This is a genomic window from Paraburkholderia sp. EB58 (assembly GCF_050436665.1).
Taxonomy (GTDB): Bacteria; Pseudomonadota; Gammaproteobacteria; order Burkholderiales; family Burkholderiaceae; genus Paraburkholderia.
In genome coordinates this window covers 1-14,056 of record NZ_JBNDMQ010000077.1, presented here as the reverse complement: position 1 = coordinate 14,056, position 14,056 = coordinate 1, and the positions used below count along the sequence as shown (strand labels likewise).

Annotated in this window: 11 protein-coding genes; 4 read left to right on the top strand and 7 right to left on the bottom strand. The window is 62.4% G+C overall.

All coding sequences use genetic code 11. The features are described 5' to 3' along the window. The 3 genes from P3T40_RS44400 to prpF form a co-directional block, all read left to right on the top strand. On the top strand, window positions 1–156 hold a 156-nt coding region (locus P3T40_RS44400), incomplete at its 5' end, for a citrate/2-methylcitrate synthase (protein ID WP_429274001.1). A 125-nt stretch (window positions 157–281) separates the two neighbouring features. Next, window positions 282–2,879: a Fe/S-dependent 2-methylisocitrate dehydratase AcnD gene (gene acnD / locus P3T40_RS44395; RefSeq protein WP_429273999.1), complete on the top strand. Its 2,598-nt coding sequence runs from the start codon at window positions 282–284 to the stop codon at window positions 2,877–2,879. A gap of 15 nt (window positions 2,880–2,894) precedes the next feature. Continuing rightward, window positions 2,895–4,085, top strand: coding sequence for a 2-methylaconitate cis-trans isomerase PrpF (prpF, locus tag P3T40_RS44390; RefSeq protein ID WP_429273998.1), 1,191 nt, complete (start codon window positions 2,895–2,897; stop codon window positions 4,083–4,085). Between the two features lie 143 nt (window positions 4,086–4,228). Here prpF and P3T40_RS44385 read toward each other — a convergent pair whose 3' ends face one another. The 5 genes from P3T40_RS44385 to P3T40_RS44365 all read right to left on the bottom strand — a co-directional run bounded on the left by P3T40_RS44385 (window position 4,229) and on the right by P3T40_RS44365 (window position 11,818). Next, complete coding sequence (locus P3T40_RS44385; protein ID WP_429274000.1) at window positions 4,229–5,290, bottom strand: peptidoglycan DD-metalloendopeptidase family protein; 1,062 nt, start codon at window positions 5,288–5,290, stop codon at window positions 4,229–4,231. A 540-nt stretch (window positions 5,291–5,830) separates the two neighbouring features. Continuing rightward, the gene (locus tag P3T40_RS44380; protein ID WP_429273997.1) at window positions 5,831–7,117 is read right to left on the bottom strand and encodes a c-type cytochrome; all 1,287 of its coding nucleotides are present in this window, start codon (window positions 7,115–7,117) and stop codon (window positions 5,831–5,833) included. Then, the gene (locus P3T40_RS44375) at window positions 7,114–7,764 is read right to left on the bottom strand and encodes a (2Fe-2S)-binding protein (RefSeq protein WP_429273996.1); all 651 of its coding nucleotides are present in this window, start codon (window positions 7,762–7,764) and stop codon (window positions 7,114–7,116) included. Before P3T40_RS44375 ends, P3T40_RS44380 begins: the two co-directional genes overlap by 4 nt. Continuing rightward, window positions 7,761–10,589, bottom strand: coding sequence for a xanthine dehydrogenase family protein molybdopterin-binding subunit (locus P3T40_RS44370; protein ID WP_429273995.1), 2,829 nt, complete (start codon window positions 10,587–10,589; stop codon window positions 7,761–7,763). Before P3T40_RS44370 ends, P3T40_RS44375 begins: the two co-directional genes overlap by 4 nt. Window positions 10,590–11,062: 473 nt before the next feature. Further along, window positions 11,063–11,818 carry a DeoR/GlpR family DNA-binding transcription regulator gene (locus P3T40_RS44365; RefSeq protein WP_429273994.1) on the bottom strand — a complete coding sequence of 252 codons (756 nt, stop codon included), beginning with the start codon at window positions 11,816–11,818 and terminating at the stop codon, window positions 11,063–11,065. Between the two features lie 151 nt (window positions 11,819–11,969). Between P3T40_RS44365 and P3T40_RS44360 the strand changes: the two genes are divergently transcribed. Continuing rightward, complete coding sequence (locus tag P3T40_RS44360; RefSeq protein WP_429273993.1) at window positions 11,970–12,554, top strand: NUDIX domain-containing protein; 585 nt, start codon at window positions 11,970–11,972, stop codon at window positions 12,552–12,554. A 28-nt stretch (window positions 12,555–12,582) separates the two neighbouring features. Here P3T40_RS44360 and P3T40_RS44355 read toward each other — a convergent pair whose 3' ends face one another. Both P3T40_RS44355 and P3T40_RS44350 read right to left on the bottom strand, forming a co-directional pair. Further along, window positions 12,583–13,737, bottom strand: coding sequence for a porin (locus P3T40_RS44355; protein WP_429273992.1), 1,155 nt, complete (start codon window positions 13,735–13,737; stop codon window positions 12,583–12,585). 91 nt (window positions 13,738–13,828) lie between these two features. Then, on the bottom strand, window positions 13,829–14,056 hold a 228-nt coding region (locus P3T40_RS44350; protein ID WP_429273991.1), incomplete at its 5' end, for a hypothetical protein.

The following is a 14,056-nucleotide window of genomic DNA, read 5'->3' as shown; positions in this document are numbered from 1 at the left end:
CCCACCGCGATGTTCACGCCGCTCTTCGTGATTGCCCGTACGGCGGGCTGGAGCGCGCACATCATCGAGCAGCGCATCGACAACAAGATCATCCGGCCGAGCGCCAACTACACCGGCCCGGACGACCTGAAGTTCGTGCCGCTTGAGAAACGTTGATCGATAAGCGCTGATCCATAAGCGCTGATCGGGAAAGGGGGATAATTGCCGCTGACGTCCCGTTATGTCCGGCGGCGTCCGGCAAGATTCGCCCTTGAGCACTACATTTTTACGCCCCCCACGGTATGAACACTGCAAACCGCAAACCCCTGCCTGGCACCAAGCTGGATTTCTTCGACACGCGTGTCGCGGTCGAGGCGATCCAGCCGGGCGCCTACGATACGCTGCCGTATACCTCGCGCGTGCTGGCCGAAAACCTCGTGCGACGTTGCGATCCGGTGTCGCTGAACGCCTCGCTCAAGCAGATCATCGAACGCAAGCGCGACCTCGACTTCCCGTGGTTCCCGGCACGCGTGGTGTGCCACGACATCCTGGGCCAGACCGCGCTCGTCGACCTCGCAGGTTTGCGCGATGCGATTGCCGCCCAGGGCGGCGACCCGGCGCTGGTCAATCCCGTCGTGCCGACCCAATTGGTGGTGGACCATTCGCTCGCCGTCGAGTGCGGTGGCTTCGATCCGGATGCGTTCGACAAGAACCGCGCCATCGAAGACCGGCGCAACGAAGACCGTTTCGACTTCATCAACTGGACCAAGAAGGCGTTCAAGAACGTCGACGTGATTCCGCCCGGCAACGGCATCCTGCACCAGATCAACCTGGAGCGGATGAGCCCGGTGGTGCAGGTGAAAGACGGCGTGGCGTTCCCGGATACGCTAGTGGGCACGGATTCGCATACGCCGATGGTGGATGCGCTCGGCGTGATCGCGATCGGCGTGGGCGGTCTCGAAGCCGAAAGCGTGATGCTGGGGCGCGCCTCGTATATGCGCCTGCCGGATATCGTCGGCGTCGAACTCACCGGCAAGCCCGCCGAGGGCATTACGGCCACGGACGTGGTGCTGTCGCTGACCGAATTCCTGCGCAAGGAAAAGGTGGTCGGCGCGTATCTGGAGTTTTATGGCGCAGGCACGGCCAATCTCACGCTGGGTGACCGCGCCACGATCGCCAATATGGCGCCTGAATTCGGTGCGACGGCCGCGATGTTCTACATCGACGAGCAGACCATCAAGTACCTGAAGCTGACCGGCCGTGACGATGAACTCGTCAAGCTGGTGGAGACGTACGCGAAGGAGACCGGTCTTTGGGCCGACAGCCTGAAGAACGCGGAGTACGAGCGCGTGCTGAAGTTCGACCTGTCGACGGTGGTTCGCACGCTGGCAGGCCCGTCGAACCCGCACCGCCGTTTGCCGGTGTCCGAACTGGCCGCGCGTGGTATCAGCGGCAAAGTCGAGAACGAGCCGGGGCTGATGCCGGATGGCGCCGTGATCATCGCCGCGATCACGAGCTGCACCAACACCAACAACCCGCGCAACATGATTGCCGCGGGGCTCTTGGCACGCAACGCAAACCAGCGCGGCCTGACCCGCAAGCCGTGGGTGAAGAGCTCGCTCGCGCCGGGATCGAAAGCCGTGACCCTGTATCTGGAAGAAGCGAAGCTGCTGCCGGAACTGGAGCAGCTCGGCTTTGGGGTCGTCGCGTATGCCTGCACGTCGTGCAACGGTATGTCGGGCGCGCTCGATCCGGTGATCCAGAAGGAAGTCGTCGAGCGCGATCTGTACGCCACCGCCGTGCTGTCCGGCAACCGCAACTTCGACGGCCGGATCCACCCATATGCCAAGCAGGCCTTCCTCGCTTCGCCGCCGCTGGTGGTGGCGTATGCGATTGCCGGCACGATCCGCTTCGACATCGAAAAGGACGTGCTGGGTATCGACGCCGCAGGCAATCCCGTGAAGCTCAAGGACATCTGGCCGTCCGATGAAGAGATCGACACGATCTTCGCCGCGAGCGTCAAGCCCGAGCAATTCCGCAAGGTGTACGAACCGATGTTCGCGGTGACCGCCGACACCGGCGAGCGTGCCAACCCGCTGTACGACTGGCGCCCAATGAGCACGTACATCCGCCGCCCGCCCTACTGGGAAGGCGCACTGGCCGGCGAGCGCACGCTCTCAGGCATGCGCCCGCTAGCCGTGCTGGGTGACAACATCACCACGGACCACCTGTCGCCGTCCAACGCGATCCTGCTGGATAGCGCGTCAGGCGAGTATCTGGCGAAAATGGGCTTGCCAGAGGAAGACTTCAACTCGTACGCCACTCACCGCGGCGATCACCTGACCGCGCAACGCGCCACTTTCGCCAATCCCACCTTGAAGAACGAGATGGTGCTGGAAGACGGCAAGGTAAAGGCCGGTTCTTTGGCTCGGATCGAACCCGAAGGCAAGGTCACGCGCATGTGGGAAGCCATCGAAACCTACATGGAACGCAAGCAGCCGCTGATCGTGATCGCCGGGGCCGACTATGGTCAAGGCTCGTCGCGCGACTGGGCGGCCAAAGGTGTGCGTCTGGCCGGCGCGGAGGCGATTGTTGCGGAAGGATTCGAGCGTATTCACCGGACCAATCTGGTCGGCATGGGCGTGCTGCCGCTCGAGTTCAAGCCGGGCGTGAACCGCCTGACGCTCGGCATCGACGGTACCGAGACTTTCGATGTGATCGGCGAGCGCAAGCCGCGCGCGGACCTCACGCTGGTGATCCATCGCAAGCACGGCGAACGCGTCGAAGTGCCGGTGACCTGCCGTCTCGACACGGCCGAAGAAGTATCGATCTACGAAGCCGGTGGCGTGCTGCAGCGCTTTGCGCAGGACTTCCTCGAATCGTCGAAGGCAGCGGCTTAACAGGACAACTACGCAATGGCCCACGTACCCCAGATCAAGATTCCCGCCACCTACATGCGTGGCGGCACCAGCAAAGGCGTGTTCTTCCGGCTGCAGGATTTGCCCGAAGCTGCCCAGGTACCAGGTGCAGCGCGCGATGCGCTGCTGCTCCGCGTGATTGGCAGTCCGGACCCTTACGGCAAACAGATCGACGGCATGGGTGGCGCCACGTCGAGCACCAGCAAGACCGTGATCATCGCGAAGAGCAGCAAGCCGGATCACGACGTCGACTATCTGTTCGGCCAGGTGTCCATCGACAAGGCGTTTGTCGACTGGAGCGGCAACTGCGGCAATCTCTCGGCCGCCGTCGGCCCGTTTGCCATCAGCGCCGGCCTGGTCGACGCGAGCCGCATTCCGCACAACGGCGTCGCCACCGTGCGCATCTGGCAAGCGAATATCGGCAAGACGATCATCGGCCACGTGCCGATCACCAATGGTGCCGTGCAGGAGACCGGCGACTTCGAGCTTGACGGTGTGACCTTCCCTGCCGCCGAGGTGCAACTCGAGTTCATGGACCCGGCCGCCGAAGAAGACGGCGCGGGCGGCGCGATGTTCCCCACCGGCAACCTCGTGGACGACCTCGAGGTGCCAGGTGTCGGCGTGCTGAAGGCCACCATGATCAACGCGGGCATTCCGACGATCTTCGTCGACGCCGAGGCAATTGGTTATAAAGGCACCGAACTGCAGGACGCGATCAACGGCGACGAGAAAGCGTTGGCGAAGTTCGAGACCATTCGCGCCCATGGCGCCCTGCGCATGGGCCTGATCAAGCACCTCGACGAGGTCGCGACGCGGCAGCACACGCCGAAGGTCGCGTTTGTCGCCAGGCCCACTGGGTATGTCGCCTCTAGCGGCAAACAGGTTGCCGCAAGCGATGTCGATCTACTGGTGCGTGCGATGTCCATGGGCAAGCTGCACCACGCCATGATGGGCACGGCTGCGGTGGCCATCGGCACGGCGGCCGCGATTCCCGGCACGCTGGTGAATCTCGCCGCAGGCGGTGGCGAGCGCCATGCCGTGCGCTTCGGACATCCGTCCGGCACGCTGCGGGTGGGCGCCGAGGCGAATCAGGTCGAAGGCGAATGGGTCGTGAAGAAGGCCATCATGAGCCGCAGCGCCCGCGTGCTGATGGAAGGCTGGGTTCGCGTCCCCGGCGATACGTTCTGATAGGTTTTGATACCCAGGCATGTGACGAAGCACTAGCCCCGGCGGCCCAAACGCCGGGGCTAGTGCTTTATGCGAACCTGAAGTCGAGCGAAAGCGCCGGCCGTCCGTGAGGACGCCGGCTCGGCCTCACCCTTCACGCAGCCTCAACCTTGCTTGCCGGGCAGATAAGGCATCGGATCGACCGGCTTGCCGTCGCGGCGTACCTCGAACAGCACCGAGACGCGCGAATTGTTTTCGTCGCCCATCTCCGCGATTTCCTGCCCCTGCCGCACGATGTCGCCGGTCTTCACCAGCAGCTTGCGGTTGTGCGAGTACGCGGTCAGAAAGTCCTTGTTGTGCTGGACGATGATCAGGCTGCCGTATTCGTTGAGCCCCGTCCCTGCGTACATGACTTTGCCATCCGCGGCGGCCCGCACCGGATCGCCCGGCTTGCCGCCGATCTCGATACCGCGCGTCTGGCCCGACTGGAATCCTTGGACCACCGAGCCCTGGGCCGGCCACGCCAAGGTCACGCTTTTGGCGTGACGCGACATCTCGGCGTCCACCTGACGCGTCTCTGTTGCACTGGGTGCGGGGGACGCGGTAGAGGGAGTCGACGCAGAGGGGGTAGCCGTCGTGGCCGAGGCACCTGCTGCAGCATTTGCTGCTGCGGAGGTCGCCGCGCTTACCGCCGCAGCGTTCGACGCCGGCACCGCCGCGGCAGCCGTCTTCGCCGCAGCCGCAGCTTGTGCCGCCGCAGCTTGTGCCGCCGCAGCTTGTGCCGCCGCAGCCTGCGCAGCGGCCGCTGCTGCTGCCGCCGCATTCGCTTCCTTCACCGTCTCCGGTGAAGCCACATGCAGAACCTGTCCGCGCTTGAGGTGTGTGGACGGCTTGAGCTGGTTCCAGGCCAGCAGATCCTTGACGCTGCAGTGATGGTGCTGCGCGATATGGCTTAGCGTGTCGCCGCGCCTCACGCGATACACGAGCGGTGGGCTCTTCTTCGCCTTGGCCACAGCAGCCGCCGCCGAGGCCTGCAGCGACACCGCAGACGCCGCCGCATCGGATGCTGCACCCGCCGTAGCAGCGGAGGATGCCGCCGAAATCCCGGAGGCGGCCACGCCGGCCTGCGTCCCCTGCTGCGCCACATTCACACAGCCACTCATTGCCACTGCGACCCAGACGCCTGCGACGCTGGCCATCATGGTTTTGTCGAAACGACTTCTCAACAAATTCGACTCCTGCCTGGTTCTTAGGCAGGCCCGAGCTTTTCCGCGTCGCGTGCGATGCGCGCATTCATCCGAAGCGCTGCGACCTCACGACGCCGAGAACCGCCTCCTGCGGCCATCGCTCGTGCCCCGCCATACCACCTGGCACTTGTGCGCCAAACGTCTCAAAAATAAGGCGTTCTTCCGCAAACGAGGCCAGGTAGACGATTAAAATTCAAGCGGAATTGTAAAATGCCTCAGACAAAAAACGAGCCGTCTGAAGATACTGATACAAATCCTTACGAACGGTATCGCGGAATCGTAGAAATGCAGAATCGCGCCCACGATAACGTTTGCATTAACGGCAGACGCCGCAAAAACTTGAATTGTGTCGGCAGTGTGAAGTAACAGGTTGTCGGTTGCTCCGCGCCCGGCGGCGAAGCCTTCCGCAGCCGCGCGCGGTCAATCGGACGTTTGCCGACGCGCGCTCCCCAGATACGCTTCCAGGCGAGCAACGCGTCGACAGACGCGGCGGTCCCGAGCGGATTCCCCTCGTCTCGCCTAGCGCAATGCCTTCACGGCGTCAGCCGTCACGTCCGCCGGCTGGCCGCCCCAGGTGGCCCGCAGATAGCTCGCCAGTTGCGCGAGTTCCGCATCGCTGAGTTGGCCGGCAAAACCCGGCATCTCCTGCATGCGTTCAAGGCCCGGGAAATCCTGTGCGTCGATGCCGTCGAGGATCCCCACGATCAGGTTATGCGGATCGTGTTGCCGTACGCTGGAATTGCCGTGCATCGGCACGGCCACGTGCGGTTTGCCCTCACCGTCGCGGCCATGACAGCCCGCACACACCGCGAGATAGACGTTGCGGCCGGCAGCCAGTTGGGCTGCATCGGCCGAGCCCGACTGCAGCGGCTGCGGAGCCGGCGCCTGATCGCCGAGCAGATAGGTGGACATCGCACGCAGGTCGTCGTGACTCAGATACTGGCTGCTCAGATGCACGACCGGATACATCTCGCTGAAGGCCGAGCCTTGGCGGGCGATCCCGGTTGCGAAGAAGGTCTGCAGATCGGTCGCGGTCCAGCCGCGTGCAGCCAATCCGTGCGGCGTGATGTCCGGCGCCACGACGCGCCCGAGCGCCCCACCGGCGAGCGGCAGCGCCTGATCGAACTGGCCGAACTTGCCGCGCGGCGTGTGGCATTCGGCACAGTGGCCGAGCGCGCTGGCCAGGTAGCGGCCGCGGGTCCAGGCGGCTGTCCGGCCTTTCGATGCATCGGGCAACGTGTCCTTGAGGAACAGCATGTCCCAGAACCGCACGGCAAAGCGGAGGTTGAACGGGAACGACAGTTCAGGCGCGTGGTTCGCAACGGCCGCCGGTTTCTGCGCCATCAGCCACGCGTACATGGCGTCGCTGTCGGCGCGCGAGAGCTGGCGGTATGACGTATAAGGCATCGCGGGGTACAACTGCCCGTCCGGCGATACACCGTCGTGCAATGCCTTGTAGAAATCGCCCGCGCTCCATTTGCCGATGCCGTGGTCTTTGTCAGGCGTGATATTTGTGCCGTAAAACGTGCCGAACGGCGACGCGAGCTTCACGCCGCCGGCGAACGGCGCGCCGTCCGCGGCGGTGTGGCAGGCTGCGCAGTCGGCGGCCTTCACCAGATAACGGCCGCGCACCAGTTGATCCGCAGCGGCGCTTTGTCCGTCAGCTGATGCGCTTGACGGCGCAGCGGTCGGCGCCGCCGCGGTCGTCGCGGTCGTAGTACCGTCATGCTGGTCGCCACACGCTGCCAGCAGCGCCGCGCTCAACACCAGCACGATACGGCGCAGGGTCAGGAAAGGAGTGGTCATGCGGCGTCCTTTACGAGTCCCGGCATCGTCATGACAACGTCCTTCACCGCCTCGTAGTACCGCACATATCCCGTACAGCGGCAGATGTGATCGTTCAGCGCTTCGGTGATGGTTTCCTCCACCTTGTCTTTGGCCACTGGCTGACGTTTGAGACGCTCGATCAGCACCGTCGCTGCATTGACGAAGCCGGGCGTACAGTAGCCGCACTGGAAACTGAAGTGCTCGAGAAACTTCTGCTGGATCGGCGACAACGCCACCACCTCACCCTGCTCATTACGCTGGGCGTGGGCTTCGATCGTGCGAAGCGACTTGCCATCGAAGAAATTCGCGCCCGTGATACAGGTGCGCACTTCCTCGCTCGTACCATCCGGCTTGTCGAGTATCACCACGCAAGCGTGACAGACGCCCTGCCCGCAACCCAGTCGTGAACCGGTCAGGTCGAGGTATTCGTGCAGCAGGTCGATCATCATCAGACCGGCCGGCGCCTGCACCGTCACGTCGCGTCCGTTCACCTTAAGCGACAGCAGTTGCGCACGGAATTGCGTCAGCGGCCGTTCCACGAGTGGCGCGCTCGCCGTCTTCAGATCTGCACCAGAGGCCGGCACTGCGTCAGCAGCGAGGCTAGAAGTTTGATTAGGGGCCGTCATGCGAGCACCTCCTGAATTTTTTGCGGGGTGACCGGCAGGTCAGTAAAACGATGTCCAATGGCATGCGCGATGCCGTTCACGAGCGCGCCGACTACGGGGATCATCACCACTTCAGCGATGCCCTTGGGCGGATCGGTTTCCGTCAGTGGAGGCAGCACTTCGCCGGTCTGCGTCCAGACGGCGACGTCCGTCGCGCGCGGCAATTGATAGCGGTTGAAGTTCCACGTGCCGTTGCCGGGACCGTCTTCGTACAGCGGCAAATATTCATGCAGGGCATGGCCGATACCCATAGCCAGACCGCCCTGCAATTGACCCGACACGAGTTGCGGCGCGATCTGGTTGCCGCACTCCATGATCGAGTGATGGGTGAGCAGTTCGACCTTGCCGGTCGCTTCATGCACCGCCAGTTCGACCAGCGTGCCGACCGCGCTGTAATACGTGACCGCCGCGTTGTTACGCTGCACTGGCGGAATGAAGACACGCTGGCGATCGAGCACGCGGTATTGACTCGAGGTGGTCTGCAGCTTTTTCTTGTCGGTGCTGGCCTTGTCGCCATAGCGCAGCGAGAGACCATCGACCGGCAAACGCTCGATGCTGCCATCGATTGCGAAGTCCGCTTCGGTCCACTGCCAACGATTGAACACGTGCACCGCCGCGCCCGTCACGAGTCCTAGTTCGTGGGCTTTTTTCGCGAGTTGCTCGAACGGCAGCGCTTCGAGTCCGGCCGCCGACAGCTTCCCGTCGACCCAGCGGGCGTCCTCGATGCGCACCATCAGCGGCGCGGCCTGGCCGCCGCCGATGCCTTGACTCCAGATCGCCATGGCGGCAGGCCACAGGCCGTGCGTAAAGACGACGCGAGCGGCCTCGCGGGTGCTGTGCGTGAAATAGAACGCGGAGTTGGTCGCGCTCGCCGGCGACGCATAATTCGGCGACCAGCGCGGATTGGCCGACAGCTTGTCCTGCTCGGCCTGCGACATCATGTACGGATCGCCGCTCGTGATAACCGGCAGATCGGACCAGTCGGTGACGGCCACCCGCACCTCAGTGGCCGGCTTGCCAAGCCATTTCACCACCGCAATCGCCTGCGACGTGGACATGCCTGTGCCGATTTCGGCGGCGCTGTGATGCAGGCTGATCTTGCCGTCGGCGCTGAATTCGACCTTCGCGAGCGATGCTTCGGCACCGGTACCGAAGTCCTTTTGCACGCATGCAAAGCCCACGCCATAGCGCTTGCCCGGATTGAGCAGTTCGAACTCGAGCTTCTTCTTCGCACGATTCACCCACAGCGGATGAACCTGCGCTTTCTGCAAGACTTCGTCGACACGGATCGCGCCTGCGGGCACCGCACCCTGGGTGTTTTTCATGCCCGAGCGCAACGCGTTCTTCAGCCGGAATTCGATCGGATCGAGGCCGATTTGCGCGGCAATCTCGTCGACCATCATCTCCGTGGCGGCCATGCTCTGCAACGTGCCGTAGCCGCGCGCGGAACCGGCGTCGATCGCACGCGAAGCGATCGCGACGGCCGCCAGGTCGTTCTTCGGAAAGTAATAAATCGACTGTGCCGCGGTCGCGCCGACCATCGCCACCGACGGCGAGAAATTGCAGCGCCCGCCGCCATTCGCTTCCATCTCGGCCTTGAACAATTGCAGCAGACCGGTCTTTCTGTCGACGGCGATCCGATAGTTCATCCTGAACGCGTGGCGTTTGAGCGAAGTCTGGAACTGCTCGTAGCGGTCATTGGCAAGACGCACCGGGCGGCCGTCCGCGTACATGGCGGTGACGAGACCGTAGAGCGGCACGTTGAAGTGGTCCTTTGAACCGTAGCCGACCGTGTAGCACGGATGCACGAACAGGTTCTTCACCGGGAACGCGCACTTCGCCACCATGCCGGCCGCGCTGTCCGCGACTTCCTGCGGCGCCTGGGTCGGCACGACCATATGAAGTGACTGCGTCGCAGCGTCGTACCAGCAATTCGCGTTGTCGGGTTCGAGCGCGGCTGTGTCGATGGATTGCGTGTTGTATTCGCGCTCCATCACGAGCCAGTCGGCCGACGGATGATCGAGTTCCTGCTGGATCTGTCCGGCGTAGAACATGCCCTGCTCGTCGAGCTTGCCGTGCTCCTTGCCGTCCGGCCAGACCGGCTGGTGCTTGCGCATCATGCTCGGAAACACCGGCGCGTCCTTCAGGCTCGAGAAGGTGTCGTCGTCATACGGTGTCTTGCCGCCCACGCGCACGAAGCGGAACGTGCCCCACGGATCGCGCTCGAGCGGGCCGGTCTGCGCGCCGTAACGGATGATCTCGTCGTGGAACTTGAGTTTGTCTTTGGCGAAGCGAAACCGCGCGAAGTCGTGATAGATCAGAATCGCCACCGCCTGGCCGAGATACGCAGGCGTCTTGCCCGGCGGCAACAACATGTCGTCGCCGTAGAACGCGGGGAAAATCAGGCGGTCGCGTGTCAGATCTTCAGCGGTGACAATGCGGTCCGGCTGCAGTTCGTCGCCAAGCAGCGTCAGGTCGAAGCCTTCGTAGAGGCGGTCGGCCTGGGTCGTGCGCAGAATGAAGGCATGCGCCTGCTGCTTGGGCCAATGCGGCATGTCAGCGGCACGGACGTCGCGCGCGAACACTTTCGCTCCCGTCACCTTGGCGATACCGTCGATGCGGAATTTGGCCTGCCCGTTGGCCGCGTCCCATTGAACCGGCGTGAGAATTTTTTCTTCGAACAACGCAGCGAATGCACGGCTGCCGATCGGCGCGATATACACCGATACACCCGCAAGCACGCTGGCCTTCAGAAAACTGCGACGCGAAAGGTCGAGTTTCCCCATGGACTTCTCCTTTAGTGAACAACGGAGGCAACGCCAACGGGCAGAACAACGCGCGCGTGAACGGCACAGGCTGCTCAAGCCCGTGACGACACACCGCATTGGAGAATCAAGCGAATCCCGGACGCATGCGTCCGGGCCTACCGGCGACGTGTGGCGGCCAAAACATCGGCGCCGCCACAGTCGATCTGATTAACCTTGAACTGCTCTTGAACGTGCTGGTGTTGCCAGATTCTCTGCCCTATAACGCGGCAAAGCGCGGGATTATCGCGCTGTTGGACAGAGAATGAGTAACATTTTGTCCACTATCTCTCAAATAACGGATTTGATATAAATGTCTTTATTTTGTAATCCTTATTTTTATACCGATAATGGATGCACGAGCGTTTGTAACGCCTCTAACGATGCATCGCGGGTGAGCTCGTTGACTCGCCAGAGAGGACCGCGAGCACCACTGTCATCGCCATCGTCAAGACTCAGGCCCGCACGATTGCAATACCCAATGCCTCGAACGGCGCTGTGAGCGCCGCTGACGTTTCCTTCTCGACCACAATGGCGTTGGCCGCGGTCGCTTCCGCGATCATGAATGCCGACGCCGTGTTGAGCTTCTCCGCGGAAGCCAGCACCACGGTTTCAGCCGCACGAGCCGCCAGCGACCGCTTGATGTAAGCCTCTTCGAGATCGCCCGTGCTCAGGCCGGCCTCGGGGTGCACACCCGTAACTCCCATGAAATAGAGGTCCGCTCGAATATGGCTCAGTGCTTCGATAGCGGCTGCGCCGACGTTGACCATCGAATGCCGATACAGGCGGCCGCCGATCATGATGACCTCCACGCCCACGTGATCGGCAAGTTCGACGGCCACGTTCGGGCTATGCGTGACGATCGTCGCGCGTAGATCCAGCGATAAATGGCGTACCAACTGCACCGCGGTCGTGCCGCCGTCGACGATCACAATCTGGCCGGGCGCGATCATCTGCGCCGCAGCCTTGCCGATGGCCGCCTTCGACTTCGACTCGATGCCTTGCCGGCCAGCCAGATCCACGGCAGCCGGCGACGCCGGCAGTGCGCCGCCATGGACGCGCTGCAGATAGCCGTCAGCGGCGAGTTCGCGCAGATCGCGACGAATCGTGTCTTCCGAAACGGCAAATTCACTGCTGAGGTTCTTGGCGACCACCTGGCCGTCACGTTTGAGCGCGTCGAGAATCAACTGCTTTCTTTGCGAAGTGAGCATGGGGCGAAGTAGAGTCAAAAGCCACGGGCGCGGTACCGCCGGGTGTCGGTCCTCGTCGTCTGGCGAGGTTGCACGAAATATCTTGTTTTTGCACGAGATTGCACGATAACATGAAATCTCATCGCTGAAACCGCCCTTTCAGGAACATGCAATGAACGAAACTGCCGACCGGGTACGGATTGTCGACGTCAAGGTACTGTCCGATGACTGGTACGTACTGAAGAAAGTCACTTTCGACTACCAGCGCGCCGATGGCAGTTGGCAGCGCCTGAGCCGCGAGGCCTACGACCGTGGCAACGGCGCGACGCTGCTGCTCTACGAGCCGGTGCGCCGCACGGTGGTGCTCACGCGCCAGTTCCGGCTGCCCGCGTTCGTCAACGGCCACGACGGGATGCTGATCGAGGTCCCCGGCGGTTTGCTGGAGGCCGCGTCGCCGGAGGAGCGCATCCGCGCCGAGGTCGAGGAGGAAACCGGGTACCGCGTGCATGCGGTGCGCAAGGTGTTCGAGGCGTTCATGAGCCCGGGGTCGGTCACGGAGAAGCTGTTTTTCTTTGTAGCCGAATACGATGCTGCCGCGAAGGTGGGTGACGGCGGAGGTATCGCCAGCGAAGGTGAGGATATCGAAGTGCTGGAGCTACCGATCGAGGAAGCGCTGGCGATGGTCAAGCGCGGCGAGATCATGGATGGGAAGACGATTATGTTGTTGCAGTATGCGGCGCTGAATTTGGTGGGGTGAGTTGTGGCGGGGGACTCCCCCCGCCCGTTCAAAACTTATGCCGGATCGCCGCCCTCACCGCAAACTGATTCGAATTCGACGACACGCCCGCTGAGCCGGGGATATAGGCGTCGTCCAGCACGGTATCGGTCTTGTCGCCGGCGACTTTCTGATAGGCTGCCTGGAAATAAAAGTCCGTGCGCTTCGACAGGTTGTAATCGGCCATCAATCCGAACGTGTGATATTTCGGATTCTCGTTGCCCGAGGTCGCATCCATCGTCGCCGCGGTATAGACATACTGCACGCCGACAAAGAAGGCCGGCGTGAACTGGTACTTGCCGTTGATTTCGAAGTTCTGGAACTTGAGCGCGGTCATCGTGCCGCCGTTGGGCGGCGTGATGGTCCCTACATAGACCGAAGTGTCCGTCGCGGACGGCTCGCCGACGTTCGTGTTCGTATAGGCAAAGCCCAGCGTCGCGGCGCCGAACGTGTAGTTGATGCCGCCGCCGAAAATACGCAACCGCTCCGAGATGAAATTCGCGTCGTCGGTCGCGATGGCTCCGTTCGCGGTCAAACCAGGCCCATTCGCCTGGAGGTAGGCCCCGGTCACCAGAAGGCCGCCGTTCGTGTACTGGCCACCCAGACTGTACTGACGGTTGTTGGCGAAGTTGGTGTCGTTGCTGAAGCTGTAAGTGCCGCCGAACTGCAGACCCGAAAAATCCGGGCTCGTGTACTTGACCGTGTTGTTTACGCGAAACGAGTTGTCGGTATTGTCATTGTCGTACGGGTGCGAAAGCAGATAACCGCCCCAACTGCCGTTTGCCGTGGACTGCGCGAGATAGTCGACCACCGAGTCGTACTGCCGGCCCAGCGTGACCGTGCCGTAATTGGCCGCCGTCAGCCCGACGAACGCCTGGCGGCCGAACATGCGGCCACCTTGGCCCAGCGCACCGCTGTTCACGTCAAAACCGTTTTCGAGGTCGAAGATCGCCTTCAGGCCGCTGCCCAGATCTTCAGATCCCTTGAGGCCCCAGCGGCTGCCTTGCGCGTAGCCGCTCTCCAACTGATAGGCCGACTTGTCACCCGCGTTGTTCGTGTAGTTGATGCCCTCGTCGAGTACCCCGTACAGCGTAATGCTGCTCTGTGCGTGCACAGGCAAGGCGACGGCTGCGGTCACCGTCAGTGCAATCATTTTCTTTTTCATGAAGATCTCCCGAATCTCTAATCATCAGCCAACCGCTAGCCAACTTTGAGAAAGCTCTTCTTATTTTTCAGCAGCAACTACATTTGGGGCTTTAACGTTCACGAGTGTTGAAACCATGCTTGCACACCGATAGCAGGTCGTCCATTGGGACAAGTTGGGCCGTCGCAAATCGTTGCGAAATGTCCACGCGCTCGAAATCGGGATTGCGCATTTTTGCAGTTAGGCCGAAGTTCCCCCATCCAAGGAAGCCACCGAGCGGGTGCAAACCCACGTGTTTCAAGGCATCTGCGCTTTCGAAATGCTTCCTGCTGATTACAAA

What these genes read in the sequence shown, in the direction of transcription:
- acnD (WP_429273999.1), top strand. Translation starts at nt 282, where the DNA reads ATGAACACTGCAAACCGCAAACCCCTGCCTGGCACCAAGCTGGATTTC.
- prpF (WP_429273998.1), top strand. Translation starts at nt 2,895, where the DNA reads ATGGCCCACGTACCCCAGATCAAGATTCCCGCCACCTACATGCGTGGC.
- P3T40_RS44380 (WP_429273997.1), bottom strand. Translation starts at nt 7,117, where the DNA reads ATGACCACTCCTTTCCTGACCCTGCGCCGTATCGTGCTGGTGTTGAGC.
- P3T40_RS44375 (WP_429273996.1), bottom strand. Translation starts at nt 7,764, where the DNA reads ATGACGGCCCCTAATCAAACTTCTAGCCTCGCTGCTGACGCAGTGCCG.
- P3T40_RS44370 (WP_429273995.1), bottom strand. Translation starts at nt 10,589, where the DNA reads ATGGGGAAACTCGACCTTTCGCGTCGCAGTTTTCTGAAGGCCAGCGTG.
- P3T40_RS44365 (WP_429273994.1), bottom strand. Translation starts at nt 11,818, where the DNA reads ATGCTCACTTCGCAAAGAAAGCAGTTGATTCTCGACGCGCTCAAACGT.
- P3T40_RS44360 (WP_429273993.1), top strand. Translation starts at nt 11,970, where the DNA reads ATGAACGAAACTGCCGACCGGGTACGGATTGTCGACGTCAAGGTACTG.
- P3T40_RS44355 (WP_429273992.1), bottom strand. Translation starts at nt 13,737, where the DNA reads ATGAAAAAGAAAATGATTGCACTGACGGTGACCGCAGCCGTCGCCTTG.